Consider the following 25,561-nt stretch of genomic DNA (forward strand, 5'->3'; position numbering starts at 1 on the left):
TGTTGCAGCCGGGTTCACTGCTCCATGACGCGGCGGCAGCATGACCGACCGCCTCCGCGTGGCCATTGCGCACGACTACCTCACCCAGCGCGGTGGTGCCGAGAAGGTCGTCCTGGCCATGGCCCGCGCCTTCCCCGACGCACCCATCTACACCACGCTCTTCGAGCCGTCGACGACGTTCCCGGAGTTCTCCGATCTCGACGTACGCCCGTCGTCCTTGAACCGAATCGGTTTCCTACGCAAGAACCACCGTGCCGCGCTTCCGTTGCTGCCCTTCGCATCCTCCTCGATCGAGATCGATGCCGACGTGGTGCTCACCAGTACCAGCGGTTGGGCACACGGCTTTCACACCTCGGGACGCAAACTCGTCTACTGCTATTCACCTGCGCGTTGGTTGTACGAATCGCAGATGTACCTGGGGGAAAGTCGCAGCCCCGTCAAACGTGTTGCCCTCAAGACGCTTTCGTACCCGCTTCGCCAGTGGGATCGACGGGCGGCCCTCTCGGCAGACCGTTACCTCGCCATCTCCACGGTGGTGCAACAGCGCATCAGCGACGCGTACGGCATCTCGTCGACCGTCGTACCCGCACCGTTCACCGTCGAGACAGCGCCGGCCGAATCGATACCCGACGCCGCCGCGTGGCTGGGCGCAGACGGCTACTACCTGTGCATCTCCCGCCTGCTTCCGTACAAGAACGTCGACAAGGTGATGGCGGCCTTCGCCGACACCGATCGCAAGCTGATCGTCGTCGGACGCGGCCCGGAGGCCGATCGACTGCGAAAGCTCAAGTCCGACAACGTCCTCATGCTCAGTGACCTGACCTCGGGACAGATGACCTGGCTCTACCAGGGCTGTAACGGTTTGATCGCCGCGAGCTATGAAGATTACGGATTGACCCCCATCGAAGCGGGTCATCACGGCAAGCCCAGCGCAGTGTTGCGCTGGGGCGGCTTCCTCGACACCGTCGACGAGGGCGTGACCGGAGTGTACTTCGATGAGCCCCAGCCGGATTCGATCTCCAACGCGATCGACGCCCTGGAACGCACGCACTGGGAGCCGTCGAAGATCCAGAACCACATGGAGCAGTTCAGCGAAGAACGCTTCGCAGCCGAGTTGGACGCCGCAGTGACAGACATTCATGCAGGACATATGGAGAGGACGGCGTCGCGATGACCAAGCGCGCACTGATCACCGGCATCACCGGGCAGGACGGCCTGTACCTTGCCGAACTGCTACTGAGCAAGGGCTACAAGGTGTTCGGTCTGCTACGGGGACAGAACAATCCGAAAGCCCCGATGCTGGAACGAGTACTGCCCCAAGTCGAAATTCTGCACGGTGACCTTCTCGACCTCTCCGCGCTGATGCGCGCTTTCGCCGTGGCCGATCCCGACGAGGTCTACAACCTCGGAGCCGTCTCCTTCGTGGCGTACTCGTGGGAGAACGCGCGCCTCACCACCGACGTCACCGGCGGCGGAGTGCTGAACATGCTCGAATCCACCCGGCTCTACGAGCAGGTAGCAGGCAAGCAGGTTCGCTTCTACCAGGCCTCGAGCTCGGAGATGTTCGGCAAGGTGCAGGAAGTACCGCAGCGCGAGGAAACACTGCTCTGGCCACGCTCGCCGTACGGCGTCGCCAAGGTCTACGGCCACTACATGACCATCAACTACCGCGAGTCCTACGGCATGCACGCCAGCTCCGGAATTCTGTTCAACCACGAATCACCCCGTCGTGGACCGGAATTCGTCACACGCAAGGTGTCCCAGGCCGTCGCGCGCATCGCACTGGGGCTGCAGAGCGAGCTCTCGCTCGGCAATCTCGACGCCAAGCGCGACTGGGGCTTCGCCGGCGACTACGTCGAAGCCATGTACCTGATGCTGCAACAGGACCAGGCCGACGACTACGTGATCTCCACCGGTGAGACCCACTCGATTCGTGAACTCCTCGACCACGCGTTCGCCGCAGTCGACATCGACGACTGGGAGCCCTACGTCACGGTCGATCCCCGCTTCTTCCGGCCCGCCGAGGTCGATCTTCTCGTCGGCGATTCATCGAAAGCGCAGGCAGCTCTGGGCTGGAAGCCCAAGGTGGCCTTCCCCGAACTGGTGGCCATGATGGTGCACAACGACCTCGCCGAACAGTCCCCCGACACCGTCAAGATCGCGTGAACACCGGGCCCCTCCCGACCGCTCTGATCACCGGAGTGGCGGGCCAGGACGGCAGCTACCTCGCCGAACTTCTGCTCGGCCGCGGCTGGACAGTGCACGGCGTCGCCAAGCCTGGCGGGACCCACCACTCGGTGAACCCCCTCATCGAACAGCACGAGACCAACCTGAGCGACCACCGAGCCGCACAGGAATTGGTCACCGAAACAGACCCCGACTACGTCTTTCACCTCGCCGGGATCTCCTCGGTGTGGCGGTCGTGGAACGACCCGGTACTGACCACCAGGGTCAACGGCGTCTCTGCAGCAGCACTGCTCGATGCCTGCTTCACCCACCAGGAGGCGTCGGGAAAGCGGATCGTGATGATCAACGCATCCAGTGCCGAGATCTTCGCCGGATCCGGCGTCTCGCTGCAGAGCGAGGCGACTCGAATTGCACCCACGTCGCCCTACGGTGCATCGAAGGCGCTCAGTCACCACATGGTCGATGTCTATCGATCACGAGGACTCGAAGCCACCAATGCCATTCTCTACAACCACGAGTCACCGCGGCGACCGGAATCCTTCGTCACTCGGAAGATCAGCAAGGCCGCCGTCGCTATTTCGCGAGGGAACCAGAGCACGCTCGAACTAGGCAACCTCACGGCGGTACGCGATTGGGGCTGGGCTCCGGACTACGTGGACGCGATGGTGGCGATGGCCGAGTACGGAAAGGGTGACGACTTCGTGGTCGCCACCGGACAGGCTCACAGTGTCGCCGACTTCGTGGCCGCCGCCTTCGCAGCCGTAGGTATCGAGAACTGGCGTGACTACGTGCGCAGCGATTCCGAGATGCTCAGGCCCGCCGACTCGGCAAGAATGGTCGGTGACGCCGCCAAAGCCCGTGATCTGTTGGGCTGGGCACCGACGAAGGATTTCGACCAGATCGTCGACGCGATGGTCCAATTCGACATGACCGAGGAGATGGCAGCATGACAGCGGTGGAACGGCCTGTGGGCGAAGCGGAGCCCGAGATCTACGACGTGTCGAACTACAAGATGCAGGACATCACGTTCAAGCGGAAGCTGCGCAACCGCATCGGCACCCTCGGCTTCAACATGATCGTCACCTTCATCCCGTCGCACTGGATTCGGCAGAACTTCCTGCGTGCGTTCGGGGCGACGATCGGCAAGGACGTCTCGATCTTCCGCGGCACCACCGTCCTCGACCCCGAGGGCCTGACCATCGGCGACGCCTGCTCCATCGGTTTCCGCTGCATGCTCGACGCCCGCGGCGGAATCACGATCGGCAGCAACGTCGTCATCGCCAGCGATACACACATCATCGCCGGCTACCACGATCACAACTCACCGGAATTCACTCCGATCCTCGAACCCTGCGTCATCAATGACTACGTCTGGATCGCCAGCCGCAGTACCCTTCTCAGCGGGGTGACCCTCGGTCGCGGCGCCGTCGTCGGTGGTTGCTCGATGGTGCGCGGAGACGTCGGCGAACTCGAAGTGGTTGCCGGAGTGCCCGCGAAGGTGCGAGCGATGCGTGACCCGAAGGCACTGGCCTACCGCCCCAAGTATCGGCCGCTGTTCTACTGATGATCCTGCGTGACTGCCGACTCGTCTACGTCGCCCCCCGATCCGGGGTCGGCGGCGTGGGCGACTACGCCGACGACTTCGCCGACGCCGTGCGGCCACACTTCGCCGAGGTGATCGAGTACCGCCACGACGGACCCGGATCTCACTCGGTGCGCGATATCGTGCGACACCGCAAAGCGATTCAGGAGCTCGTCGACGCCGATCCGGGCCGTGTCATCGTTCACTGCGAACTCAGCGGCGGCTCGGTGATGCCGTTCTGGGCCACAGCTCGGCTCACCGGGAACCCGATGGTGACCGCGACGGTGCACGACCCACCCGGAATCGTCTGGTGGCCCGCCCGCACCAAGTTCCTCGCGGGAAAGAAGGTCCTCAATCACGGCCTGCACTACCCACTTCGAGCGGCCTGGCGTCGCCTCGAACGCTCCGTGGTGGGCAGCCGGACGCTGTTCGCGCTCACCCGTTCCGGTGCCGACTCCCTCGAGCGCAGCTACCCCGAAGTGACGGCCGAGGCCGTGATGCACTTCGTTCCCGAGCGCCCCGACATCACCCCCGCCGAGGATCGCCCCCTGGCCGTCGGCCTGTTCGGATTCGTCTACCGCGGAAAAGGATTCGACCAGCTCCAGCAGCTCCGCGATCGTGTGCCGAACGACATCGCCATTCGCATCGCCGGCCGCGGAACCGAACTACTCGACCCCGTCGACGGCGTCGAGATCCTCGGTGAGGTCAACGGACCGGACGAGGACGCCTTCTTCGATTCCATCCGTGCACTCGTGGTGCCCTACGGCAAACGATCCATCTACGGTGACGCCTTCCCCGCCTCCGGTTCGGTCAGTCGCGCCATCGCTTATCAGACCCCGGTGGTGTGCCTTCAGGAAGGCGCACTGTCCGAAACCGACGGCGGTGCACTGGTCGTCGCGGGAGGAACGAACGAGATCGCCGACGCCACCGCAGCCCTGGTCACCGACCGGGCGGCACTGACGAGGCTGCGCCGAGAAGTGGAGACTCTGCGGCGCGCCAACTCCCCCGACATGGTGGCTCAGAACTTCGTGGCTGTGTGGTCCAAATGATGCGGTGGTTTCGATGATGCGGTGGTGCGAATGAACGGCAACCTGATCAAGGCCGGGATCGCGGCCCTGTGGACCTACGGCGGCCGCGGCATCGGCCTGCTGTGGACCGTCGCGCTGATCGCCAAGCTGGGGATCAGCGATTACGGCCAGTACGCGATGGCCTTCGCCCTCGCCGCGATTCTGGCTGCGCCACTGGATCATCCGTTCACCGTGCGCTCGATTCGCGTGACCGAACGCGATTTCCTGGGCGAGCGCACTACCCGCGTACTCGTCGGTGCCGTGCTCGTCGTCGCTGGGCTGTGTCTGGTACAGGTCAGTTACATCGCCTGGTTCGCCCTCGTCATCGGCGGTGGTGAGCTGGTCTTCAACGCATACAAGAGCAGGGCACTGCGCGACGGCCGTCCCGACCTCACACAACGACTGGACACCACGAGGCAGGCAACGTCCATCGCGCTGGCGACGGCGTACTTGTTCGCCGTTCCCGACCCCACGTTGACAGTCGCCAGCCTGCTCTACGCCGCACCGTATTTCGTGATCGCACTGCTCGCAGCCCTGCAGGCCCGGGTCGCCGCGCCGCGCGTTCCCGGCTCGTGGCGCGAGATGTCGATGCTGTTCTCGGAGAACCTCGCCAACGCGGTCTACATCCAAGGCGACGTGCTGCTGCTCGGCTTCCTCACCGATTCCACCATCGCCGGCTACTACTCCGTTGCCGCGGTGACCGCCTGGGCGGTGGCCTTCATCGGACAGGCCTTCGGCAACACATTCCACGAAAAGCTGCGTGCAGCAGACGGACTCGTGAGCGCCGGACCGGCCTTGAAGCACACCGCGGCTCTCGGCACCGCAGCGGGCTCACTGCTGCTGGTGGCCGGCCTCCTGCTCTTCTTCACGCCCGCGTCGGATCAGATCGCGGGTGCCCTGGTGGTGATGTCGCTGTTCGTGGTGATGCGGGTGATGAATCACGTGTTCACCACCGTGCTCTACCTCCAGCACCGCGACCGCACGCGAGTGCTGGCGGCCGCAACCCTGGCACCGCTGAAAATGGTCCTCGTCCTGTGTCTGTTCCCGTTCGGTGCCGTCGGCGCAGCCGTCGCCTCGGTGATCACCGACGCCGTACTGCTCGTCTGGTTCATGCGCGCCCTGTACCGCACTGCGGTGAAAGACAAATCGGTGAAAGAAGAGGTGCCGCAATGAGACGCGCGACGTTCCTGCTGTCCAAGGACCCCGTCACCGAACACGGCGGCGACATCGCACTGTCCCGTCTGATGATGCAGCTCGCCCGTGAGGCGTTCGAGGTGCGATCGATCTGCCTGTCCAAGGAGACCGACGTCGTCCCCGACGTGGTGCGTGTCCCCAAGCCGACCGTCGACGTCGCTCTGCTCCTGAAGTCGGTGCGGCCGACGCGCTCGGTGGTACACGGACGCTACGACGTCGACGCCTTCCGCGACGCCATCGACACATCCACCTCCGATGTGTATGTGGCCGAACACAGTTACATGGCCGAATCGTTCCTCCGCTCGGCCAAGTTGGGGTCACCGTTCGCGATCAACACCGTCAACACCGAATCGCAGGTGTGGAAGGTGACCCGTGGACTGATCGGCCGTATCGAGGCACCCCGCATCCTGCGGGACGAGATCCGCGTCGCCCGCGCGGCCCATGCCGTCGGGACCTACGACGCCGACGAGGCCCAGATGTACCGAGACAACGGAGTCCGCGACGCTCGGTGGATCGACCTCACCCTCGAACCAGCACCGCAACTCGACCTGTCCCAGACCGCGAAGCGCCTGGTGTTCATGGGGACTCGCGATTGGCCACCGAACCAGGAGGCCTTCAAGATCGCGCTCGAGTACTGGCCTGCGATCTCGGCGGGAATCGAGGGTGCCGAACTGTGCATCATCGGCGCCAAGGCTCCCGGTGCCAAGGATCCCGTCTACCCCGCCGGCGTTCGCGATCTCGGCTTCGTCGACGATCTGCAGGAATTCCTCGGCACCTGCCGGGCACTGATCGCCCCGGTCGCCACCGGCGGCGGCGTGCGCGTCAAGATCCTCGACGCAGCCAGCAAGGGACTCCCCGTCGTCGGTACCTCGGCGGCCGTCGGATCACTGGATTCGATCTTCGAGCTGCCCACGTTCGACGACAAGGAGCAGTTCGTCGCCGAATGCCGCCGCTACCTGCTCGACCGCACCGCCGCCGTCAAAGCAGGGGAGCGAATCTACGAGCTGAACACCGCGCGGTGGAACGACCGTGTGCCCCATTCGACCGTCGAAGCACTGATCAGCGCCCCGTTGACGAGCACTTAGGATGACCGCCATGACCTTCCGCTCACGCCTGCTCACCGTTGCCGCAGCCGCCGCGATCGCTGTCGGACTCTCCTCGCCCGTCGCGCACGCGGCCCCGGCCGACCTGGGCTTCACCGGTGGCGCACCGTTTCTGACGCTCGACGACGCCACGCTGAACAACGAACTCGGTGCCGGACGCGACATCGGTGCCTCGTGGGTGCGGGTGGTCGTGAACTGGGCCGCGATCGAGTCGGCCCCTGGAGTCTTCGACTGGGGCAACACCGATCGCGTGATCAATGCCGCGAGAGCGCAGGGCTATTCGGTACTGGCCGTGCTGGGCGGAACCCCCGGATGGGCGCAGGGCGGCATCGCCTCACCACTGCCCGGCGCAGTTCCGCTCGATCCCAACACCTTCGGCGCATTCGCCGGCGCAGCCGCTGCGCACCTCGGTGATCGCGTGGACCACTACGAGGTGTGGAACGAGCCCAACATCCCCACCTTCTTCGCACCCGTCGATGCAGTCCGCTACACGAACATGCTGCGCGCGGCCTACCCCGCAATCCACAACGCCGACGCCGGAGCCACCGTGCTGAGCGCCGGACTGGCGACCACCATCAACGCCGGAGCCTGGACCGTCGCGCCGGTGACCTTCCTGCAGCAGATGTACGCCGCCGGAGCAGCCGGCTTCATGGACGCCGTCGCCATGCACCCCTACACCTTCCCCTTCACCGTCGAGAACGACCCCAACGGCCAATGGGCACAGGTGGATCAGGCCTACGGCACGATGGCGGCCAACGGAGACGGCGGCAAGAAGATCTGGATCACCGAGCTCGGCGCACCCACCGGCACCGGCGCGGGAGCTGTTCCCGAGGATCTGCAGGCCGCCATCATCGGCTCGAGCCTGGCCAAGGCGTCGTCGCTCCCCTACGTCGGCCCGGTGTTCGTGCACTCCCTGCGGGACTCGGGAACCAACCTCGCCGACACCGAACAGAACTACGGACTGCTGCGCAGCGACTTCAGCGCCAAGCCGGCCTACGACGTGGTGCGGGGTTCGTAGCGGAAGATCAGTCTTCTGCGGTCGCGCTGTGACAGCCGGCTCGAATGTGTGCACGCATGATGGCCTCCACCCACTCGGCGTCCTCGCATTCCAACGCGTCGACGATCTCGAGGTGATGTGCTGCGCTGCGCGAGATCTCCTTGGCGTTGTACTTTCGAAAAGTTCGTGCTGCAACAAGAGGTTTCAGCAACGCGATGGCCATCTCCGCCATTCGCGCGTTCGGGCACTTCGACAGCACGGCAGTGTGGAAGGCGTTGTTCAGACGCGCGATCTCCGGCAGGTCCTCGGCCTCGACGACGATGTCGTGCATCCGCTGCGCCGTACGACGTAGCTCCGCCAGCTCCTCGACCGAGAAATGGCCCGTGGCAAGCTTGGCGGCGTGCGGTTCCAGGAGCGACCGGGACGAGTAGATCGCCTCGACCGTCTCGCGGGTGAACTCCGTGACCCTGGCCCCCTTGTTCTTCTCCACCGTGACCACGCCCGTGGTGGCCAGAGTGAGAAGCGCTTCACGCACCGGAGTCCGGCTGACGCCGAGCCGCCCGGCGAGTTCGGCCTCGTTCAGCTTCTCGCCCGGGCTGTAGAGACCCGAGACGAGCAGGTCCAGGATCTTGTCGCTCAGCTCGGACACTGTGTGTGCCCGGCCGTCGGAGGTGTTCTCACACGGGCCATTGTGCATCAGCGAGCTGTTGCCTGGTGCCACCTCGGGAGACGAACGAGTACGACGGCGTTCCGGTGAACCTCTCACCGGCCCGCACCATTGCCAGATAGGCATCGAGGTCGATGCCCGTCTCGATCCCGAGCGAATCCAACAGCGCCACCACGTCCTCCATGGGGGCGTTGCCGAGAACGGACGGGTCGCCGGGAAACCACATGTCTCCGCCGAGGCCCCCGAAGGACGCCTCGATCCAATCGGCTCCCGCGGACAGGCTCGCCAACGCGTTGACGGTGCCGAAGCCGTTGCGGTTGTGCAGATGAACCCCCACCGGGATCCCGGGGTGACGGCCCTTGACGCGTCGAACACCGTCGTAGAACTCGTTGGGAGTTTCCACCCCGCTCGTGCCCGCCAGGTACAAGGAGTCCGCTCCGGCATCGACCACGCGCTCGATCACCGCATCGAGTTGGGCAGCGTCGACCGCGCCGCGGCACGGAGCGAAGAAGGCGGTCGCCACCGCCGCGCTGACTTTCTTTCCCGAGCGATGACCCTGGTCGACGATCGCAGTGAAATCGTGCAGCAACTGCTCGGGCGTCGAATTCTGGTTCTTCGCGGCCATCTCGCGATCGACCGGGATGATCGCAACGATCTCCTCGATCTGGGTATCGCAAGCCCGTTGTGCGCCCCGAACATTGGGTACCAGCGCCTTGTAGTAGACGCCGTCTCGTCGCGGTGCCTGCTCGATGATGCGTTCGGCATCGCTGAACTGCGGCAACACTTTCGGGTGCGCGAAGGACGTGATCTCGACGGTCGTCACACCGGAATCGACGATTCCGTGCAGCAGCTCGAGTTTGTGGTCGGTGTCCACGAACTGCGATACCGCCTGCAGACCGTCTCGAAGGCCGACCTCGACCAATCTCGCGCCCGTGGGCAACCCGTCGAACACCATCAGATGGTCCCCGCGGCACGGAAGCCGTCGATGGCTTCGCGCGTGAATTCGCCGACGGTGCTGAGGATCTCGTCGGTGTGCTCGCTGAGCTTCGGGCCGGGCCAGCGCACCGACCCGTCGGTACGACTGAGCCGGGGGAACGTGTTCTGCATCGGCACCTCGCCCAGGGTCGGATGCGGGGTGGTGATGATGGATTTGCGGGCGATGAACTGCTCGTCGCCCAACATGTCCTCGGGTCGGTAGATCTTGCCGACCGGAACCGAATGCGCGAGCAGTAGCTCTTCGAGTGCACGCGCATCGTGCTCGATGGTGAACTTCCCGACCATCGCGTCGAGCTGTTCCTGCCGCTCGCCACGCGCACCGTGCGTGCTGAACTGCGGGTCGGTGGCCAACTCCGGCATACCCATCGCCTCGGCGAGACGCGCGAACACCGTGTTCTGGTTGGCTGCGATCAGGACCCATCCGCCGTCCGCGGTGGGGTAGACGTTGCTGGGCGCGACATTCGGCAGAATGGCACCGCTGCGTTCGCGCTGATAGCCCGAGATGACCCACTCCGGCACAATCGATTCCATGATGCCGAGTACGGCCTCGTAGATGGCCGAATCCACCACTTGTCCACGGCCACTGCGGGTTCGTTCGTACACCGCACCGAGTGTCCCGATGGCGGCGAACACCGCAGCCAGGGTGTCACCGATCGAGATTCCGACCCGTGACGGCGGCGTCGAGGGATCTCCCACCACGTAGCGCAGTCCACCCATTGCCTCACCGATGGAGCCGTAGCCTGCGCGCGAGGAGTACGGGCCGCTCTGACCGAATCCCGAGACCCGAGCCAGCACCAGACCCGGGTTGTCGGCCGAGAGCGTGTCGTAGTCCATCCCCCACCGCTCCAGGGTTCCCGGGCGAAAATTCTCGACGACGATGTCGGACCGCGAGATCAACGTCCGCGCGATGCCCTGCCCCTCGGGGGTGCGCAGGTCGACCGTCACCGATTTCTTGTTGCGACCGACGACCGACCACCACAGCGATTCGCCCTGCGGACGCGTCCGACCCCATTCACGCAATGGGTCTCCGGTTCCCGGCTGCTCGAGCTTGATCACCTCGGCACCGAGATCGCCGAGAATCTGCCCGCAGAACGGCCCGGCGATCAGCTGACCCATCTCGATGACGCGCAGGCCCTCGAGGGGGCCGGTTGACGCCGGCCGAGGTGTACTCGTCTCATCCGTGGCTCGATCGTCGACAGTCACAGCTTCTCCTCTATTGCATGCAATCAATGTGTAGTTCCAGTCTCTGGCCCAGTTCTACCAGCAATCGGTGTTGTTTTGCATACAATCAGGTTGACGTAGTGATCCGCAACACATACCGTTGCGGCAGCCCGATCCCCTCATCGCGCATCGAGATTTCAGGAGAGTTCGTTGACGTCAACCCGCCCGACCGAATCCGAAGTCGACACCCAGGACGGTGAACGCGCGTCGGACATGAATTCGACCCTCGGTTTGCCGATGCGCTGGTTCGTACCCATGGCGGTGGCGATCGTCGTGCTGGCGTACCTGTTCACCCCCGCGAAGGGAATGACGGCGGGCTTCGCCACCACGATGGCCCTCGGCGGCCTGCTGATGGTGATGGGTAACGCGATCCCGTGGTTCAACCGCATCGGCGGTGGCGTCATCCTCGCCATCCTGGTTCCGGCCGTGCTGTTCAGCTACAACCTGATGCCCGAGCGCACCGCTACGGCGATCGACGACTTCTACACCCTGTCGGCGTTCGGTGAATTCGTCGTCGCCGCATTGATAGTCGGCAGCATCCTCGGAATGGACCGCTCTCTGCTGATCAAGGCGGGTTCGCGCATCATCGTGCCGATCGTGGCCACCATCGCGGTGTGTTTCGCTCTGTTCGGATTCATCGGGTATCTCACCGGATACGGACTCGGCAAGATGTTGTTCTACGTCGTCGGGCCCGTTCTCGGTGGAGGCGTTGCGGCAGGGGCCATTCCGATCTCCGAGATCATCGCGCAGAACACCGGCGGAGCCTCGACCGACTACCTGTCGATGCTCGTGCCCGCAGTCGTCGTGGCCAACACCGTCTGCATCGTCGTGGCGGGTGCGCTGGCGTGGCTCGGCAGGCGAAAGCCGAACCTGTTCCCCCGCTTCAACGGCAACGGCGAACTTGCCGTCACGAAGTCGAAGATGATCGTGCCGGTGGGCAGAGCAGTGTCCTCGGCAGACGCCGTTCGCAGCTCCATCATCGGATTGTTCACTGCCGGAATGCTGTTCATGATCGCCGACGCCATGTCGTTCTACCTCCCCTCGATCCACAGCTACGTCTTCCTGATCGTGTTGTGCGCCATCGCGAAGATCTTCCTGCCCATCCCGGACTTCCTGGTTCAGGGTGCGGACATCTGGTACAAACTCGTCGCAAGCGCCTTCATCCCGGCCATCCTGGTGGCAGTGAGCATCGTGGCGATCGACTTCAAGCAGGTGCTGACCCTGCTCAACGATCCCGTGTACATGTTCTCCACCATCGCAGTCGTTTTCGTCGCCCTGTTCGCCGCCGGATTCGTGGGATGGCTGGTACATCTGCACTTCATCGAATCGGCAATCTCGGGCGGACTCGGTCTGGCCGACTTCGGCTCGAGCGGCGACCTGGCCGTACTGGGTGCCGCGAATCGACTGGAACTGCTTCCCTTCCTGTCCATCTCGTCACGCATCGGTGGCGGACTGGTGGTGTTGACTCTGTCGATCCTGGGGCCTCTCGTGCTGTGACGCGCGACCTGGCACCCACCCGCCGAAGCCGAGCGGTATGGAACAACGTTCCAGTTGTGGCAGGATCTGGCCATGACGAACACGAAGCCGACATCAGCGCGACGTTCGGATGCTCTGTCGAAAGAGCGCATCGTGACGGTGGCGATCGAGATGCTCGATGAGGGCGGAACCGACGCGTTGACGTTCCGCACTCTGGCCGCACGTTTGTCGACAGGCCCCGGAGCGCTGTACCACCACCTCGGCAACAGAGACGATCTGCTGGCGGCAGCGGCCGAAACCGTCATGGCATCGGCCCTCGAATCATCGTCCGAGAACGGTGCGGCAGAACATGATGTTCGCGGCCTGATGATGAGAGTGTTCGACGTGATCACCACTCGCCCATGGGTGGCAACGCAACTCGCCGCAGCTCCGTGGCAGCCGGCCATCCTGCATCTGTTCGACCGCATCGGAACCGAACTCAACACACGCGGAGTTCCGCAGGATGCGCAGTTCGACGCCGCATCCGTCCTTCTGTACCACGCTATCGGGGTTGCGAGTCAGCGCGATGCCGGGAGGGAACTGGCCACCACGGTGACGGACCGTGCGGCATTTCTCGACTCCACGCGCACAGCAGTGACGGACACCGGCGACTATCCGTTCCTGACTCGGATCGCGTCGCAGTTCGCAAGCCACGACGACCGCGAGCAGTTCCGGGCCGGAGTCGACATCATCCTGGCCGGCATCGACCGAGGTTGAACCGACCGCCAGCCGACACCCCCGCTTGACAGGCTTGGAACAGTGTTCCATTCTTGGTTGGAACGGCGTTCCAACAACGAGCGGAGACAGTCATGGGTTCATCCATCTCGATCATCGGTGCAGGCCTCGGCGGCCTGGTGCTGGCACGAGTACTGCACGTGCACGGAATCGCCGCCACGGTGTACGAGGCCGACGCCACGCCTGACGTGCGCACCCAGGGCGGGCAGCTCGACATCCACGAGCACGACGGGCAAGTCGCCCTGGCCGCAGCCGGGCTGACAGAGCAGTTTCGGGCCATCATTCACGAGGGAGGCGAAGCGACTCGCGTACTACGCCCGAACGGCGAGGCTCTGTTCGACGAATCCGACGACGGCACCGGAGGTCGACCGGAGGTGCTGCGCGGCGACCTGCGACGCATTCTGCTCGACTCACTGCCCGCCGACACCGTTCAGTGGGGCCACAAGCTCGCCTCCGCGCGCCCGCTGGGCAATGGGCAACACGACATCGAGTTCGAGAACGGAACCACCACGGTCAGTGATCTGCTCGTCGGCGCCGACGGCGCGTGGTCACGAGTCCGATCTCTGCTCTCCGCCGCCGTGCCCGAATATGTGGGCACGGTCTTCATCGAGACCTACCTGCACGACGTCGATGCGCGTCACCCCGCCACCGCCCGGGCAGTCGGTGGTGGCGCAATGTTCGCCCTCAGCCCGGGTAAGGGAATCACCGTGCACCGAGAGGTCGGCGGCATCCTGCACACCTACGTTCAGCTCAACCGCAGCCCCGAGTGGATCGACTCGATCGATTTCTCCGACGCCGCTTCCGCCAAAGCAACGATCGCAGCCGAGTTCGACGGGTGGGCAACGGAATTGACGGCGTTGATCACCGACGGGGAGACCGCGCTGGTTCCCCGCAGGATCTTCACGCTGCCCAACGACCACCACTGGGATCACACATCGGGAGTGACACTCCTGGGCGACGCCGCGCACCTGATGCCGCCATCCGGCGACGGCGCGAATCTGGCGATGTTCGACGGTGCCGAACTCGCTCGCGCGATCGCCGATCACCGCGGCGACCTCGACACAGCTCTGTCGGTCTTCGAGAAGGCCATGTTCACCCGAAGTGAAGCGGTGGCCGTCCAGGCACACGAAACGCTCGACCTGTGTCTCGGGGAACGATCACCGTTCGGGCTGATCGACCTGATCACCGGCGTCACCACCGGCAGCTCCGGTGATCGCCTCGCGCAGTAGCACATTCGCTGTCCGCCGCGATGTCGAGTGCGAGGGTGGGACCCAACCGCCTCCATGTCGGTCATGATGTACCGGTGCCGACTACCGATCCGTTCCATGCCCTCGTTCTGATGAACGCAGTGTTCGCCTCTGCCGCATGGAGTCTCGCCAAGCCCTCGTGGCCCGCAGCGATATCGCTGGTTGTTGCCTCCATCCTGTGGTTGTTCTTCAACGCCCCCATCGAAGGCGCGGTGTTGTACGTGGTCGACTCGGACAGAGGGTTGACCGAATCCGACTTCCTCACTGTGGCCGGGGTGATCCTGGCTGGGGTGACTGTTGCCAGAGTCCGTCGCGGCCGGCGACCGGGCGTCGACTCCTGAGCTGGTACGTCGTCGGTCAGATGTAGTCCTGTAGACGGATGCGCAGTCGAGTACCCGGTGATTGACTCTTCCCCGTGAGTCGTCCGATGAGTGTGCTCGTCACCCGAAGTCGCTGGTCGATCGTCGTATTGGCATGCGGCGGGGCGGCGTTGGTGGCCGCGTTCGTACTCGGCCCAGCTGCGTTGCTGCGCGGACGCTATCCGCAGTTCCAGGATCCATCCGTCATGGGTGAGTTGCTCGGCCGCGGCGTGGTCGAGTACTGGGGTAACGGCGTCCGCACCTACCCTCCCGGCTTGGCGGAGATGGTGGACTACTGGTTCGAGTGGCACGCGATCAAGATCGTCATCTCGGTGCTGCTGACCGTGGTTCTGGGTCTGCTCGCGGCGACTCTGTGGCGGCGATCTCTGACGGCAGGCGTAGGTTACGTGGTCGCTGCGGCCACTACGACTGTGCTGTCGTTGTTTTCGGTGTTCGTGGCTGTGCTCAACATCCAGTCGACGGTCGCACCCGTGGTCGCCCTGCTTCCGATGCTCTCCGCTGACAATGCGGACGGGCGAGCGGCGCAGTCTCTGATCGAGAACGGCGTGCAGAGTGGAGACACCAGGCCGCCTCTGCTCGAGTTGCTCACACAGGTCGAGCACTACAACTGGGCGGTGATCGTCGCTACCGCAGTGGTGATCGCGGTCGTCGGTACCGGAGCCGTGATCGCCTTCCGACGCTACGGATCGTCGGACGGTGCTCACCGTCGAATGTTCGTCATCCTCGGATCGCTCGGCGCGGTGATGACGATCGCGATGGCGCTGCTGTTCGTCGCGGCCGTCGTTGCCGTCGTCGATCCCAGCGCAGCCCTGCTCGGCGCGGTCGGTCTCTGACTCTATTGCCGGCTGCGATCGCGGGCACGTGCACGGAATTGGCCGAGTGCGAGGACGATCAACGCGACTCCCAACAGCGTGAGGGGAATGTGGGCGAGGGGCGCGTAGATGTCGAGTACGACGAGCTGCCACACCACCCACCCGATGGTCACCAGTCCCACACACGCGACGTACACCGCCGCTTCGGACGCATCGACGAGCACCGCGGCCACGCAGATCAACGGCCCGAGACCGAGAAAGAACAGCACGAACAACCCGGATACGCGGTAGTCCCAGGTGTGCCACGAAGGGAGCATTCCGACGTCTAACCCGAGCGACCGCCCACTGGGGTCGGAGGTCAGGGACAGTCCGTTGAACATCCCGGCTGCACCGAGCACGATCAGCAATGCCACCGTCGAGAGCTTGTTCACGGTGGCGTCATGAGTTGGTCGTCCTTCGGTCGTGGCCGCCGCACCCCGGCGTAGCTGTTGATCCTGCCAGAAGGAGGCCGCTCGGTCTTGTTCTATCCGAGAAAGCACTATGCGAGACTCAGCGTATGAGCATCAAGCTCGAAAACGTCGGCATCGCCGTCCGCGACATCGAAGCCACGATCGACTTCTTCACCGAGCTCGGCCTCACGGTCCTCGGCCGCGACACGGTCAGCGGTGAGTGGGCGGACATCGCCGTCGGCCTCGACGGCAACCACGCCAAGATCGCAGTGTTGCAAACCCCGGACGGCCTCGGCCGTATCGAGCTTTTCGAGTACATCCACCCCGATGCCATCGAGACGACGCCGACGCTGCCCAACGAGATCGGCATGCACCGCATCGCGTTCTCGGTCGACGACATCGACGCCGCTCTGGCGATTGCAGCTCGCCACGGTTACTTACCCCTGCGAGGCGTGGCCGATTACGAGGGCGTCTACAAGCTCACCTACCTCCGCGGGCCGAGCGGCATTCTTCTGATGTTCGCCCAATCGCTTTCGACTCCCGAAAGCTAGGTCACCGCGTTGGCGGCTCGAACAACCGCGTCGAGGGTGGCAGACAGAACGGAGCGATCGATACCGGCCGCCCACTCGGAGCCTGCGGCAGTGCGATATTCGAGCATCGTGACGGCATCGCTGTCGTTGCCGGCCCGCACACTGGTCTGGGTCAGGCCGAGAATCTCCACGTGACGGCCATGCGCGGCCAACGCGTCGACGAGTGCCTCGACCGGCCCGACGCCCCCGTGTGACGTGCTGTAGGACGTCCCGTCGATCTTCAGTGTGACGCAGGTGTCGGCGGAACCGTTGTCATCGTGAGAGTCGAAGCCGATCAGCGTCACATCGGCGTCGTCGATATCGATGTACTCCGCCCTGAAGATGTCCCAGAGCTGCTCGGCCGACAGTTCGGTACCGATCGAATCGGTGCGGTTCTGCACGTGCCGGGCGAGGTCGATCTGAAGGCGACGCGGGAGTTCGATGCCGTAGCCGGTTTCCAGAAGGTAGGCGATTCCTCCCTTGCCCGATTGCGAGTTCACTCGAATGACAGCGTCGTACGAGCGACCGATGTCGTTGGGGTCGATCGGCAGATACGGCACCCGCCATTCGATCTCGTCTTCGGAGCGACCTTCGCTCACCGCTCGCGTGCGGTGCTCGGCGAAACCCTTCTTGATGGCGTCCTGGTGCGTACCACTGAAGGCGGTGTGCACCAGATCGCCCACATACGGGTGCCGAGGATGGATCTCGAGTTGGTTGCAGTATTCGACGGTGCGGCGAATCTGGCCGATGTCGGAGAAGTCGATCATGGGATCGATACCCTGTGCATGCAAATTGAGTGCGAGAGTGGCGATATCGACGTTTCCGGTGCGTTCGCCGTTGCCGAACACACAACCCTCCACTCGTTGCGCACCGGCCAGAACTGCCAGCTCGGCGCAGGCAATGCCCGTGCCGCGGTCGTTGTGCGGATGGACCGAGAGGATCACGCTGTCTCGACGCGCAAGGTTGTTGTTCATGTACTCGATCTGGTCTGCATAGACATTCGGTGTCGCCACTTCCACGGTGGCAGGCAAATTCAGGATGACCGGCCGCTGCTGCGTAGCGTCCCACGCAGTCGTGACTGCATCGCAGACGTCGAGAACATAGTCGGGTTCGGTGAGATTGAAGACCTCGGGTGAGAATTCGAACCGCACGTTGGGCAGGTCGCCGGCAAGTTCGAGAACGTCGGCCGCGCCCGAAAGTATCAGTGAGCGAAGCTCGTTGGCCTCGCGGCCGAGTACCACCTCACGCCACGTCGGAGCAGTGGCGGTGTACATGTGGATCACCACGTCGTTGGTGATGCCGCGAATCGACTCCACCGTTCGCTCGATCAGGTCACGTCGAGCCGGGGTGAAGACCACCACGGTGACGTCGTCCGGTGCAAGGTCGGTGTGGTCAAGCAGTCGCACGAAATCGAAATCGGTTTGCGAGGCCGACGGATAGCCGACTTCGATTTCCTTGTAGCCCATGGCAACCATCAACTCGAAGAACTGCTTCTTGCGGGCAGGATCCATCGGCTCGGGAAGCGCTTGGTTACCGTCGCGGAGATCGACAGGTACCCACAGCGGTGCCTCGGTCAGCCGTCGGTCCGGCCATTGACGTTCCGTCAGCGGAATGTCGACCTTCGAGTAGACATCACGGTAACGATGTGACGGCATCTGGGAGCGCCGCTGCCGATTCCAGGTGGGCGCACCGGAGGGGACGGGACCAGCGGGAGTGGACAGGGTGGGAAATGCAGACATGGTGGAGGTACCTGTTCTGATCGGACGGTGAGGCGAACCGGCAGGCATCGGGCTCCACGACGGGGTTGCCGGTCCTGGCTATGCCCCGTTGTGGCCGATAAGGAGAAGGCCCGTGAATGTGCGCATGCGAGCAATGTATCACTACTCCTCAGACAAGCTGAGGAGTAGTGTTCCAGTGTGACCGCGATACGCCGAACATCCTTGGCCGATCAGGCCGCCGAACTTCTGCTTGCACGAATTCAGTCCGGCGAGTGGCCAATCGGCACCAAACTGCCAGGTGAAACCACCCTTGCCCCCATGTTCGACGTCGGTAGATCGACGATGCGCGAGGCCATCAGACAACTGGCGGGGCGCGGAATCCTCGTCACCCGGCAGGGCTCAGGAGTCTTCGTCGAATCACTCGACGAGGCACGGACGGAATGGGACCGAGTTCTGCAGCGGGTTCACATCACCGCAGTCCTCGAAGCCCGCCTCGCGATCGAAGGTGAGGCCGCCGCCCTCGCCGCAACCAGACGCACCCCCACCGATCTCGACACCATTCGCAGCTCACTCGAAACGCGCAACACCGCTCGCAGCGACGCAGTCGATCTGGTGAACGCGGACATGGCTTTTCACCGCTCCATCGTGGTCGCGTCACACAACGACATTCTGCTCGGACTCTTCGACTCCATGGCACCACGTCTCCGCGACGCCATGATCGACATGTTGCGAATGGCCGGATCGTTCGGCGACAAGGCCGACCACGACACGCACGCAGACGTCGTCGAGGCAATCGGGGCCCGCGATTCACAAAAAGCTCACGTCCTCACACGCGCGCACCTGCTGGAGTTGTCGGAGTCGATGAATCCGTCGATGTAACGGGCCGGCAGGTAAGGGAGGAACAAGGTGTATCCGGGATGGGACTTCATGCGGAACGACAGCTTGGTGTGGCGACTGCCCATGTACGCGGGGACAATTGGCTCTGAAGGCAATCCAGCGTTCGAGCCACCTGTTGCGTGGACACGCGCGCTCGAGGCCGTGGCACGGGACCTGGAGTGCCTGCGGTTCGGGCGTGAAGTCAACCTGAGCCCACTCGTATGGGAGTTCGAGATCACCCCCCAATACTGCGTGATAATCGGGTGGGCCGGAGCCAAGGGCATCGGAGGTTTCGGCCGAGGCGACGGTATGTCGATGGATTCGACCTACCCCGACGCCGCCGTATGGGTGGCCGAGACAGTACAAACGGAGTTGGCCGGATACGAATTCGTGCAGTGGCCGAGCCACGGCAAGCACTTACTGAAGCCGTCCGCCCACTCGAACGTTGCGCGATGGATAGATCCGCACGACAACACCGTGGTGGCCGATATCGGATCTCTCTGCCTTCCCTGAGGAGTTTTCACACAGGGTTGAGTCGTGTTCGCAGCAAACAGAATTCGTTACCTTCGGGATCGGCGAGCACGTGCCACGACTCCTGGCCGGTCTGACCGATGTCCACTCGTCGTGCGCCGAGCGCGAGAAGTCGTTCCAATTCGGCGTCCTGATCCCGATCGGTTGCGCTGACGTCGATATGCAAGCGAGGCTTCGCGTTTTCGGGATTCTCGTTACGACTGAGGATGATGGTCGGCTGCGCCCCTCCGAACCCGTCGCGCGCACCGATCTCCACGGAACCGTCGTCCTCCCTGTCCAATACGACGAAGTCCAACACCTCACACCAGAACGTGGCCAAGGCCACGGGATCGCGACAATCGAGTATGAGTTCACTGATTCGACATGCCATGGGCGCGAATCTACACCTGGCACAGGGTCGAAAAGCGCGTTGACGGTCGACCTCCGCCGAACACCTTTGTTTTCATAGGAATTGCCCGGGTATGCGCCCTTGATGCCCGATTCAGCGACATCACCCGCACCGACCGAAGCAGACCCCGACGACCCCCGTAAGGCGGATTCACCCGCGGATCTGACCAAGCCGTCCTGGATCTACGTACTGAAGAAGACCGCCCGTGAGTTCTCCCGCGACCAGTGCACCGACCTCGCAGCCGCGCTGACCTACTACGCCGTGCTCTCGCTCTTCCCCGCGATCCTGGCCATCGTGTCGTTGCTGGGCGTGTTCGGTCAAGGGCAGGCCACGGTCGACGGAGTACTGCAGATCGTCGGCGATCTCGGACCCCAATCGGCGGTCGACACCCTGCGCGAGCCGATCGAACAGCTCGTCCAGGCACCTACCGCGGGCTTTGCGTTGATCATCGGTATCGCCGGTGCGCTGTGGTCTGCGTCCGGCTACGTCGGCGCATTCGGCCGCGCGATGAACCGCATGTATGAGGTGGACGAGGGCAGGCCCATCTGGAAGCTGCGTCCGGTGATGCTTCTGGTCACGCTCGTCGCTCTCGTACTCATCGCACTCGCCGCCGTCATGCTGGCGATCAGTGGGCCCGTAGCGAAAGCTGTGGGCGACGCCGTCGGACTCGGTGATACCACTTTGACGATCTGGAACATCGCGCGCTGGCCCCTGGTCCTGATCGTTGTGGTACTTGCGGTGGCGATCCTGTACTACGCAACACCGAATGTGCAGCAGCCCAAGTTCAAATGGATCAGTTCCGGTGCCGCCGTCGGCATCATCGTGTGGATTCTGGCCACCGTCGCGTTCGGCTTCTACGTCGCGAACTTCTCCAGCTACAACAAGACCTACGGATCCCTCGCTGGAGCCATCGTGTTCCTGCTGTGGCTCTGGATCACCAACTTGGCCTTGCTGTTCGGAGCCGAACTGGACTCCGAACTCGAACGTGGCCGTCAACTCCAGGCAGGCATCGTCGCCGAGAAGCGCCTGCAACTTCCGCCCCGGGACACCCGAGTCTCGGACAAGAACGACGAGAAGGATGCGCAGGCCGTGGAGCAGGGTCGCAAACTGCGGGAGGAACACAACCCGGAACAGTGAGCTCAGCGAAAGAGCTAGACTTCCCGACGCCGTGCCCAACCACCTTTGGAGTCTCCACATGCCCCAGCTGAAGACCGTCAGCGAATTCACCGGCAAGTGGTTCGCCCTGATCGTCGTGGCCGCAGGAGCGCTGGCCCTGATCACTCCCGACACGTTCAGCGGCGGCACACCGGCCGTTCCGTGGCTGCTGTCGATCATCATGCTCGGCATGGGAATGACGTTGCGGCTCTCCGACTTCGCTGTCGTCGCCCGGCGACCGTGGGCACTGTTGCTCGGGGTCGCCGCGCAGTTCATCGCGATGCCGCTCCTCGGACTCGGCATTGCCAACACGCTCGGACTGTCGGCGGCACTGACCGCAGGCATGGTGTTGGTCGGCTCCGCACCGGGCGGTACCGCATCCAACGTGATGGTCTATCTGGCCAAAGGCGATACCGCACTGTCGGTGGCGATGACGTCGGTGTCCACCCTGCTCGCACCGATACTCACGCCACTGCTGGTGCTCTGGCTCGCCGGTGAATACCTGCCGGTCGACGCCGGTGGACTGTTCGTCTCGATCCTGCAGATAGTACTGGTACCCGTCGTACTCGGAGTTGTTCTGCGCCTGCTGTTTCCGGCGATCATCGACCGCATGCTCGATGCTCTACCGTTGATCTCGGTCGCCGGAATCACCGCCGTCGTCGTTCTCGTCGTGGCTGCCAGTGCACCCACACTGCTCTCGATCGGAGCACTCATCGTCGTGGCCGTGGTTCTGCACAATTCGCTCGGACTCGCGGTGGGGTACGGCATCGGCAAGGCGTGCGGACTCGATGTCGCCAGCCGACGCGCGATCAGCATCGAGGTGGGTATGCAGAACTCCGGCCTGGCCGCAGCACTCGCGTCGGTCCATTTCAGTCCCGCGGCGGCTCTGCCCGCGGCCATCTTCTCCGTGTGGCACAACGTCTCCGGCTCACTTCTGGCCAGCTACTGGTCCAGGCGATCGATCGAACCGCGGCCGGCCGAGCGCACGCCGGAGTCGACACGTACAGCGACCGAGTAGAACCCGCACGCTGGATTTCGACACAGAATCCGGTGCAGCTGACCGTGCTGAGCGCGGTCGGCTGCACCGGATTTTTCGGTTCTGCTCCGCACTTCCTTGCGTTATCTGCATTCGTTATGCAATATATGCATAGTGCTCAGTGTCCGCCGAGCTCGACGTCGAGGAGGCCCCATGATCACAGTGACCAGCGCCGCGGGTGGTGTCGGCCGCTTGCTCGTTCGACAGCTCGCTGCGCAGAACGTGCCGGTTCGGGCGGTGGTCAAGAACACGACGCAAGCCGAGACCACCCGCGGCGACGGAGCCACCGAGGTCGTCGTGGGTGATCTCCGATCTCAGGACACGCTCCATACCGCCCTGGCAGGGACCGACGTCCTCTACCACGCTGCACCGACGCAGATCATCGACGAGAAGCCGATCATCGATCACCTGATCGCAGTGGGACCGGCAAGCGGATTACAGCACATAGTTTTTCATTCCGTGATCCATCCGAACCTGCACCAACTGACGCACCATCACCAGAAGGACATCGCCGAAGGGATGCTGCGCGACAGCGGAATTCCCACTACGGTGCTCAGGCCGTCGCACTACATGCAGAACTACTTGGAAGTGTGGGAATTTCTGCAGGCCGGAGTGATGCCCTACCCGGTTTCTCCGGACAGCGTCATGGGCGTTGTCGACGTAGCCGACGTGGCCGAAGCCGCCGCGAACATCCTGATCGACCCATCGCCGCACAAGGGTCGCGTCTACGACCTGTCCACCGTGGAACTCACGCGTCACGAGATGGCAGAGATCTGGTCCGATGTGCTCGGCCACAAGGTAACTGCCCTTCGGATCCCGCCATCGTCGCTGACGAACTCACTGACGGTGCTGCCTGCACTTGCCCCGGTCATCGGACATGCGTTGGTCTCGACCAAACTGAAATCCATCGGCCACCTCGTTCGTGGCGCCAAAGCTGCGTCCAACCCGCGTGACATGAAGAACTGGCCCGCCGACGCACGCACGGCGTACCGAACGATGATGACCCACTACGACGGCTACGGCCTACCGGCAGGAGACCTGAAGGTTCTTCCGACGCTGCTCGGCCGTGCTCCCACATCGTACGAACAGTTCGCACGGCGTTCGGCCGCTGAGCTCGGGCGGTCGGACCGATGATCCGCCGAGGGCCCCACTACCGCCCCGGCCGGTCGTTGGTCACCGGCGCGAGTTCCGGAATCGGTGCCGAATTCGCCCGAGCGCTGGCGGCACGAGGATCCGATCTCGTACTCGTCGCACGACGAGAAGAGCGACTGACCGCTCTAGCGGAGGAGCTCGAGCAGAAGCACGGAATCCATTGCCGCACAGTGGCCTGGGACCTGTCGGAAAAGTCGAGCGGCCGCCGACTGCGCGAGCTGGTGCCCGAGCGGATCGATCTCGTCGTCAACAATGCAGGGTTCGCCGTACAGGGACCGTTCGCGGACGGCGATGCCGACGACTTCGAGCGCCTCGTCGCTGTAGACATCCGCGCGGTCGTCGACATCTGTTCGGCGTTCCTGCCGGACATGATCGACCGCAGGGACGGGACCATCGTCAACGTGGCCAGCACGACTGCGTTCCAGCCCGTTCCGTCGCTCGCGGTGTATGCGGCCGCCAAAGCATTCGTTCTGAGCTTCAGCCAGTCCCTGTGGTACGAGTCTGCCAAGAACGGAGTCAGGGTGTTCGCACTCAATCCCGGGCCGACCCGCACCGAATTCTTCGATGTCATCGGAGACTCCGCCGCAGCGACCGGTACCTACCAAACACCGAACGAAGTCGTGGACACTGCCATGCGCGCACTCGACGCCAGAAGATCTCGGCCGCAGGTGATCTCGGGCCGACGAAATACCGCTCAGGCCATCGCGGCGGGTCTGGTTCCCGCGCGAATTCTGTTGCCCGCCCTCGCGCGCATGCTTCACTAGTACGGTTCCGAACGCGGCGTTCTCCCGACTCCCCCACCGAAATGTAGTGTCACGAACATGGCCAGGGTCTCCAGATTCACACTCGCCGATCGGCAGGAAGCGGTCGCGCGCGCTTTCGGCGGTGCCGAAAGCCCAGCGAGCGTGGCGACCTCGCTGGGTATCCACACCACCACGCTCTATCGCTGGGCCGGATCGTCGACCACCGACGAGCCCGGGCCCGCAGCGGCCCGACTGATCGAGGCCACCCAGGAGCTGTTGCGTCACGCCGACTACTCGGACATCACGATCGAAAGCGTTGCTGCCCGATGCGGTCTCGCACCGAGAACGGCGTTCCACCACTTCCCCACCAAACGTGAGCTGTTCCAAGCGGCGGTCGACGACGCCGCCACCGTACTGATCGGCCGCATTCACGAGGGCTCGATCACCGCGACGTGGCCCGACTCGCCCCTCGAGCAACTGCAGACGTTTCTACACATCGCGGCCGCGAGCATCTACGACACCCCGCGTACCCATGTGCTGTTCCGCAACCTCGGAGTACCGAGATCCGAGGGCTCGGCAGAACGCTGGCACGACAGCTTCGTCGATGCGATCGCACAACTACTGAGGGCCGCGGCGGAAGCACGACAGATTCGCAGCGACACGGACATCGTCGCGACCGCGCACCTCCTCACCGGAGCCATGCGAGGGATCCACACAGCAGTATTCGAGGGCACGGACCCTGCCACCGCATTGAGCCTCGTCGACAGGGTTCACTTGTTGGTCCCACCGCGCTGACATCAAGTACGAGTCGAATACCTGAGCACAACAACGGAATTACGGTTCGGTGAAGGGCCGGTCGCACTACGCCCGCGAACGAAAATCATCTCGAGCTGGACCTGCTACCTCGACTTGTACTTCTCTCGGTGTGGTCATCGATCTCTCTCGGCCAACCCCGCCCATACGCCGTGACGTTCCTCGAACGTCATGCAATGGTCGTAACACGAGTCGATGACCGGACACGCCGTGCAGATCAGCTTGGCGGCGCGTTCGCGCTCGGACTGTTCGCGACTGCTCTCGTTTCCGTCGCCGTAGAACAGATACCCGAAGCCGCGACAGTGTGCGTCTGCCTGCCATACCCACTGTTCGACCAGTGGCACCAGCACTTTCCGATTCCCGCTGTTCATTGCTTTCGACCCAGTCTTCTTTCACTGCGCACGATGGGCCCCGAGGCGTCCTGCCTC

At 63.8% G+C, this 25,561-nt stretch carries 28 protein-coding genes; 21 read left to right on the forward strand and 7 right to left on the reverse strand.

Annotation, left to right across the window (positions count from 1 at the left end; genetic code table 11):
- Positions 1–40: 40 nt before the first annotated feature.
- From NY08_RS14605 to NY08_RS14640, 8 genes are read left to right on the forward strand one after another with little or no spacing between them, the layout of a single operon-like run.
- On the forward strand, positions 41–1,174 hold the full coding sequence (locus NY08_RS14605) for a glycosyltransferase (RefSeq protein WP_045197118.1): 1,134 nt from the start codon (positions 41–43) through the stop codon (positions 1,172–1,174).
- Positions 1,171–2,166, forward strand: coding sequence for a GDP-mannose 4,6-dehydratase (locus tag NY08_RS14610; protein WP_045197119.1), 996 nt, complete (start codon positions 1,171–1,173; stop codon positions 2,164–2,166). Before NY08_RS14605 ends, NY08_RS14610 begins: the two co-directional genes overlap by 4 nt.
- On the forward strand, positions 2,163–3,137 hold the full coding sequence (locus NY08_RS14615; protein WP_045197120.1) for a GDP-mannose 4,6-dehydratase: 975 nt from the start codon (positions 2,163–2,165) through the stop codon (positions 3,135–3,137). Before NY08_RS14610 ends, NY08_RS14615 begins: the two co-directional genes overlap by 4 nt.
- A complete protein-coding gene (locus NY08_RS14620; RefSeq protein ID WP_032396559.1) occupies positions 3,134–3,751 on the forward strand; it encodes an acyltransferase in 618 nt (205 codons plus the stop codon). Before NY08_RS14615 ends, NY08_RS14620 begins: the two co-directional genes overlap by 4 nt.
- On the forward strand, positions 3,751–4,818 hold the full coding sequence (locus NY08_RS14625; protein WP_045197121.1) for a glycosyltransferase: 1,068 nt from the start codon (positions 3,751–3,753) through the stop codon (positions 4,816–4,818). Before NY08_RS14620 ends, NY08_RS14625 begins: the two co-directional genes overlap by 1 nt.
- A 30-nt stretch (positions 4,819–4,848) precedes the next feature.
- Positions 4,849–6,009: a lipopolysaccharide biosynthesis protein gene (locus NY08_RS14630; protein ID WP_045197122.1), complete on the forward strand. Its 1,161-nt coding sequence runs from the start codon at positions 4,849–4,851 to the stop codon at positions 6,007–6,009.
- On the forward strand, positions 6,006–7,115 hold the full coding sequence (locus NY08_RS14635; RefSeq protein WP_045197125.1) for a glycosyltransferase: 1,110 nt from the start codon (positions 6,006–6,008) through the stop codon (positions 7,113–7,115). The genes NY08_RS14630 and NY08_RS14635 overlap by 4 nt, the downstream gene beginning before the upstream one ends.
- 1 nt (position 7,116) lies before the next feature.
- Positions 7,117–8,151, forward strand: a complete 1,035-nt coding sequence (locus NY08_RS14640; RefSeq protein WP_235386912.1) for a hypothetical protein — start codon at positions 7,117–7,119, stop codon at positions 8,149–8,151.
- 7 nt (positions 8,152–8,158) lie between these two features.
- On the opposite strand, the gene NY08_RS14645 is transcribed toward NY08_RS14640, so the two are convergent.
- Genes NY08_RS14645 through NY08_RS14655 form a run of 3 tightly spaced genes read right to left on the reverse strand, consistent with a single transcriptional unit; the run spans position 8,159 to position 10,996 of the window.
- Entirely contained in the window at positions 8,159–8,779 is a 621-nt protein-coding gene (locus NY08_RS14645) for a GntR family transcriptional regulator (RefSeq protein WP_045197128.1), read from the reverse strand.
- 28 nt (positions 8,780–8,807) lie between these two features.
- A complete protein-coding gene (locus NY08_RS14650; RefSeq protein ID WP_052683822.1) occupies positions 8,808–9,752 on the reverse strand; it encodes a pyruvate carboxyltransferase in 945 nt (314 codons plus the stop codon).
- On the reverse strand, positions 9,752–10,996 hold the full coding sequence (locus tag NY08_RS14655) for a CaiB/BaiF CoA transferase family protein (RefSeq protein ID WP_045197130.1): 1,245 nt from the start codon (positions 10,994–10,996) through the stop codon (positions 9,752–9,754). The genes NY08_RS14650 and NY08_RS14655 overlap by 1 nt, the downstream gene beginning before the upstream one ends.
- Before the next feature lie 168 nt (positions 10,997–11,164).
- Between NY08_RS14655 and NY08_RS14660 the strand changes: the two genes are divergently transcribed.
- From NY08_RS14660 to NY08_RS14680, 5 genes are all read left to right on the forward strand, one after another.
- Complete coding sequence (locus NY08_RS14660) at positions 11,165–12,511, forward strand: 2-hydroxycarboxylate transporter family protein (RefSeq protein WP_235386913.1); 1,347 nt, start codon at positions 11,165–11,167, stop codon at positions 12,509–12,511.
- Positions 12,512–12,583: 72 nt separating this feature from the next.
- Complete coding sequence (locus tag NY08_RS14665; protein WP_045200476.1) at positions 12,584–13,246, forward strand: TetR/AcrR family transcriptional regulator; 663 nt, start codon at positions 12,584–12,586, stop codon at positions 13,244–13,246.
- Positions 13,247–13,338: 92 nt separating this feature from the next.
- Entirely contained in the window at positions 13,339–14,493 is a 1,155-nt protein-coding gene (locus NY08_RS14670) for an FAD-dependent oxidoreductase (protein ID WP_045197132.1), read from the forward strand.
- 74 nt (positions 14,494–14,567) lie between these two features.
- A complete protein-coding gene (locus tag NY08_RS14675; protein ID WP_082073817.1) occupies positions 14,568–14,852 on the forward strand; it encodes a hypothetical protein in 285 nt (94 codons plus the stop codon).
- A 74-nt stretch (positions 14,853–14,926) separates the two neighbouring features.
- The gene (locus tag NY08_RS14680; protein WP_052683823.1) at positions 14,927–15,724 is read left to right on the forward strand and encodes a hypothetical protein; all 798 of its coding nucleotides are present in this window, start codon (positions 14,927–14,929) and stop codon (positions 15,722–15,724) included.
- A gap of 2 nt (positions 15,725–15,726) precedes the next feature.
- Here NY08_RS14680 and NY08_RS14685 read toward each other — a convergent pair whose 3' ends face one another.
- Positions 15,727–16,134: a hypothetical protein gene (locus NY08_RS14685; RefSeq protein ID WP_032396566.1), complete on the reverse strand. Its 408-nt coding sequence runs from the start codon at positions 16,132–16,134 to the stop codon at positions 15,727–15,729.
- Between the two features lie 125 nt (positions 16,135–16,259).
- Between NY08_RS14685 and NY08_RS14690 the strand changes: the two genes are divergently transcribed.
- Positions 16,260–16,703: a VOC family protein gene (locus tag NY08_RS14690; protein ID WP_045197138.1), complete on the forward strand. Its 444-nt coding sequence runs from the start codon at positions 16,260–16,262 to the stop codon at positions 16,701–16,703.
- Here the strand turns inward: NY08_RS14690 and NY08_RS14695 are convergent.
- The gene (locus NY08_RS14695) at positions 16,700–18,460 is read right to left on the reverse strand and encodes a 2-isopropylmalate synthase (RefSeq protein WP_045197140.1); all 1,761 of its coding nucleotides are present in this window, start codon (positions 18,458–18,460) and stop codon (positions 16,700–16,702) included. The genes NY08_RS14690 and NY08_RS14695 overlap by 4 nt on opposite strands.
- A 177-nt stretch (positions 18,461–18,637) precedes the next feature.
- On the opposite strand from NY08_RS14695, the gene NY08_RS14700 reads away from it, so the two are divergent.
- Entirely contained in the window at positions 18,638–19,318 is a 681-nt protein-coding gene (locus tag NY08_RS14700; RefSeq protein ID WP_045197142.1) for a FadR/GntR family transcriptional regulator, read from the forward strand.
- 159 nt (positions 19,319–19,477) lie between these two features.
- Positions 19,478–19,828: a hypothetical protein gene (locus tag NY08_RS14705; RefSeq protein WP_235386914.1), complete on the forward strand. Its 351-nt coding sequence runs from the start codon at positions 19,478–19,480 to the stop codon at positions 19,826–19,828.
- Positions 19,829–19,835: 7 nt separating this feature from the next.
- Here the strand turns inward: NY08_RS14705 and NY08_RS14710 are convergent, their stop codons facing one another.
- Positions 19,836–20,216, reverse strand: coding sequence for a VOC family protein (locus NY08_RS14710; RefSeq protein ID WP_045197144.1), 381 nt, complete (start codon positions 20,214–20,216; stop codon positions 19,836–19,838).
- Between the two features lie 102 nt (positions 20,217–20,318).
- Between NY08_RS14710 and NY08_RS14715 the strand changes: the two genes are divergently transcribed.
- The 5 genes from NY08_RS14715 to NY08_RS14735 all read left to right on the forward strand — a co-directional run bounded on the left by NY08_RS14715 (position 20,319) and on the right by NY08_RS14735 (position 25,115).
- Positions 20,319–21,371 carry a YihY/virulence factor BrkB family protein gene (locus NY08_RS14715; protein ID WP_045200483.1) on the forward strand — a complete coding sequence of 351 codons (1,053 nt, stop codon included), beginning with the start codon at positions 20,319–20,321 and terminating at the stop codon, positions 21,369–21,371.
- A gap of 58 nt (positions 21,372–21,429) precedes the next feature.
- Positions 21,430–22,407: a bile acid:sodium symporter family protein gene (locus NY08_RS14720; RefSeq protein WP_045197147.1), complete on the forward strand. Its 978-nt coding sequence runs from the start codon at positions 21,430–21,432 to the stop codon at positions 22,405–22,407.
- Positions 22,408–22,578: 171 nt separating this feature from the next.
- Complete coding sequence (locus NY08_RS14725; RefSeq protein WP_045197150.1) at positions 22,579–23,559, forward strand: SDR family oxidoreductase; 981 nt, start codon at positions 22,579–22,581, stop codon at positions 23,557–23,559.
- On the forward strand, positions 23,556–24,341 hold the full coding sequence (locus NY08_RS14730) for an SDR family NAD(P)-dependent oxidoreductase (protein WP_045197152.1): 786 nt from the start codon (positions 23,556–23,558) through the stop codon (positions 24,339–24,341). The genes NY08_RS14725 and NY08_RS14730 overlap by 4 nt, the downstream gene beginning before the upstream one ends.
- A 57-nt stretch (positions 24,342–24,398) precedes the next feature.
- Entirely contained in the window at positions 24,399–25,115 is a 717-nt protein-coding gene (locus NY08_RS14735) for a TetR family transcriptional regulator (protein WP_032396574.1), read from the forward strand.
- Between the two features lie 134 nt (positions 25,116–25,249).
- Here NY08_RS14735 and NY08_RS14740 read toward each other — a convergent pair whose 3' ends face one another.
- On the reverse strand, positions 25,250–25,504 hold the full coding sequence (locus tag NY08_RS14740) for a WhiB family transcriptional regulator (protein WP_032397218.1): 255 nt from the start codon (positions 25,502–25,504) through the stop codon (positions 25,250–25,252).
- Positions 25,505–25,561 lie beyond the last annotated feature (57 nt).

Source organism: Rhodococcus sp. B7740, from assembly GCF_000954115.1.
Classification (GTDB): Bacteria; Actinomycetota; Actinomycetes; order Mycobacteriales; family Mycobacteriaceae; genus Rhodococcoides.

Bases quoted from the DNA above. Each gene is read 5' to 3' on its own strand.
- NY08_RS14605 (WP_045197118.1), top strand. From the start codon at position 41: ATGACCGACCGCCTCCGCGTGGCCATTGCGCACGACTACCTCACCCAG.
- NY08_RS14610 (WP_045197119.1), top strand. From the start codon at position 1,171: ATGACCAAGCGCGCACTGATCACCGGCATCACCGGGCAGGACGGCCTG.
- NY08_RS14620 (WP_032396559.1), top strand. From the start codon at position 3,134: ATGACAGCGGTGGAACGGCCTGTGGGCGAAGCGGAGCCCGAGATCTAC.
- NY08_RS14625 (WP_045197121.1), top strand. From the start codon at position 3,751: ATGATCCTGCGTGACTGCCGACTCGTCTACGTCGCCCCCCGATCCGGG.
- NY08_RS14630 (WP_045197122.1), top strand. From the start codon at position 4,849: ATGAACGGCAACCTGATCAAGGCCGGGATCGCGGCCCTGTGGACCTAC.
- NY08_RS14635 (WP_045197125.1), top strand. From the start codon at position 6,006: ATGAGACGCGCGACGTTCCTGCTGTCCAAGGACCCCGTCACCGAACAC.
- NY08_RS14640 (WP_235386912.1), top strand. From the start codon at position 7,117: ATGACCGCCATGACCTTCCGCTCACGCCTGCTCACCGTTGCCGCAGCC.
- NY08_RS14650 (WP_052683822.1), bottom strand. From the start codon at position 9,752: ATGGTGTTCGACGGGTTGCCCACGGGCGCGAGATTGGTCGAGGTCGGC.
- NY08_RS14665 (WP_045200476.1), top strand. From the start codon at position 12,584: ATGACGAACACGAAGCCGACATCAGCGCGACGTTCGGATGCTCTGTCG.
- NY08_RS14670 (WP_045197132.1), top strand. From the start codon at position 13,339: ATGGGTTCATCCATCTCGATCATCGGTGCAGGCCTCGGCGGCCTGGTG.
- NY08_RS14690 (WP_045197138.1), top strand. From the start codon at position 16,260: ATGAGCATCAAGCTCGAAAACGTCGGCATCGCCGTCCGCGACATCGAA.
- NY08_RS14695 (WP_045197140.1), bottom strand. From the start codon at position 18,460: ATGTCTGCATTTCCCACCCTGTCCACTCCCGCTGGTCCCGTCCCCTCC.
- NY08_RS14710 (WP_045197144.1), bottom strand. From the start codon at position 20,216: ATGGCATGTCGAATCAGTGAACTCATACTCGATTGTCGCGATCCCGTG.
- NY08_RS14715 (WP_045200483.1), top strand. From the start codon at position 20,319: ATGCCCGATTCAGCGACATCACCCGCACCGACCGAAGCAGACCCCGAC.
- NY08_RS14720 (WP_045197147.1), top strand. From the start codon at position 21,430: ATGCCCCAGCTGAAGACCGTCAGCGAATTCACCGGCAAGTGGTTCGCC.
- NY08_RS14725 (WP_045197150.1), top strand. From the start codon at position 22,579: ATGATCACAGTGACCAGCGCCGCGGGTGGTGTCGGCCGCTTGCTCGTT.
- NY08_RS14730 (WP_045197152.1), top strand. From the start codon at position 23,556: ATGATCCGCCGAGGGCCCCACTACCGCCCCGGCCGGTCGTTGGTCACC.
- NY08_RS14735 (WP_032396574.1), top strand. From the start codon at position 24,399: ATGGCCAGGGTCTCCAGATTCACACTCGCCGATCGGCAGGAAGCGGTC.
- NY08_RS14740 (WP_032397218.1), bottom strand. From the start codon at position 25,504: ATGAACAGCGGGAATCGGAAAGTGCTGGTGCCACTGGTCGAACAGTGG.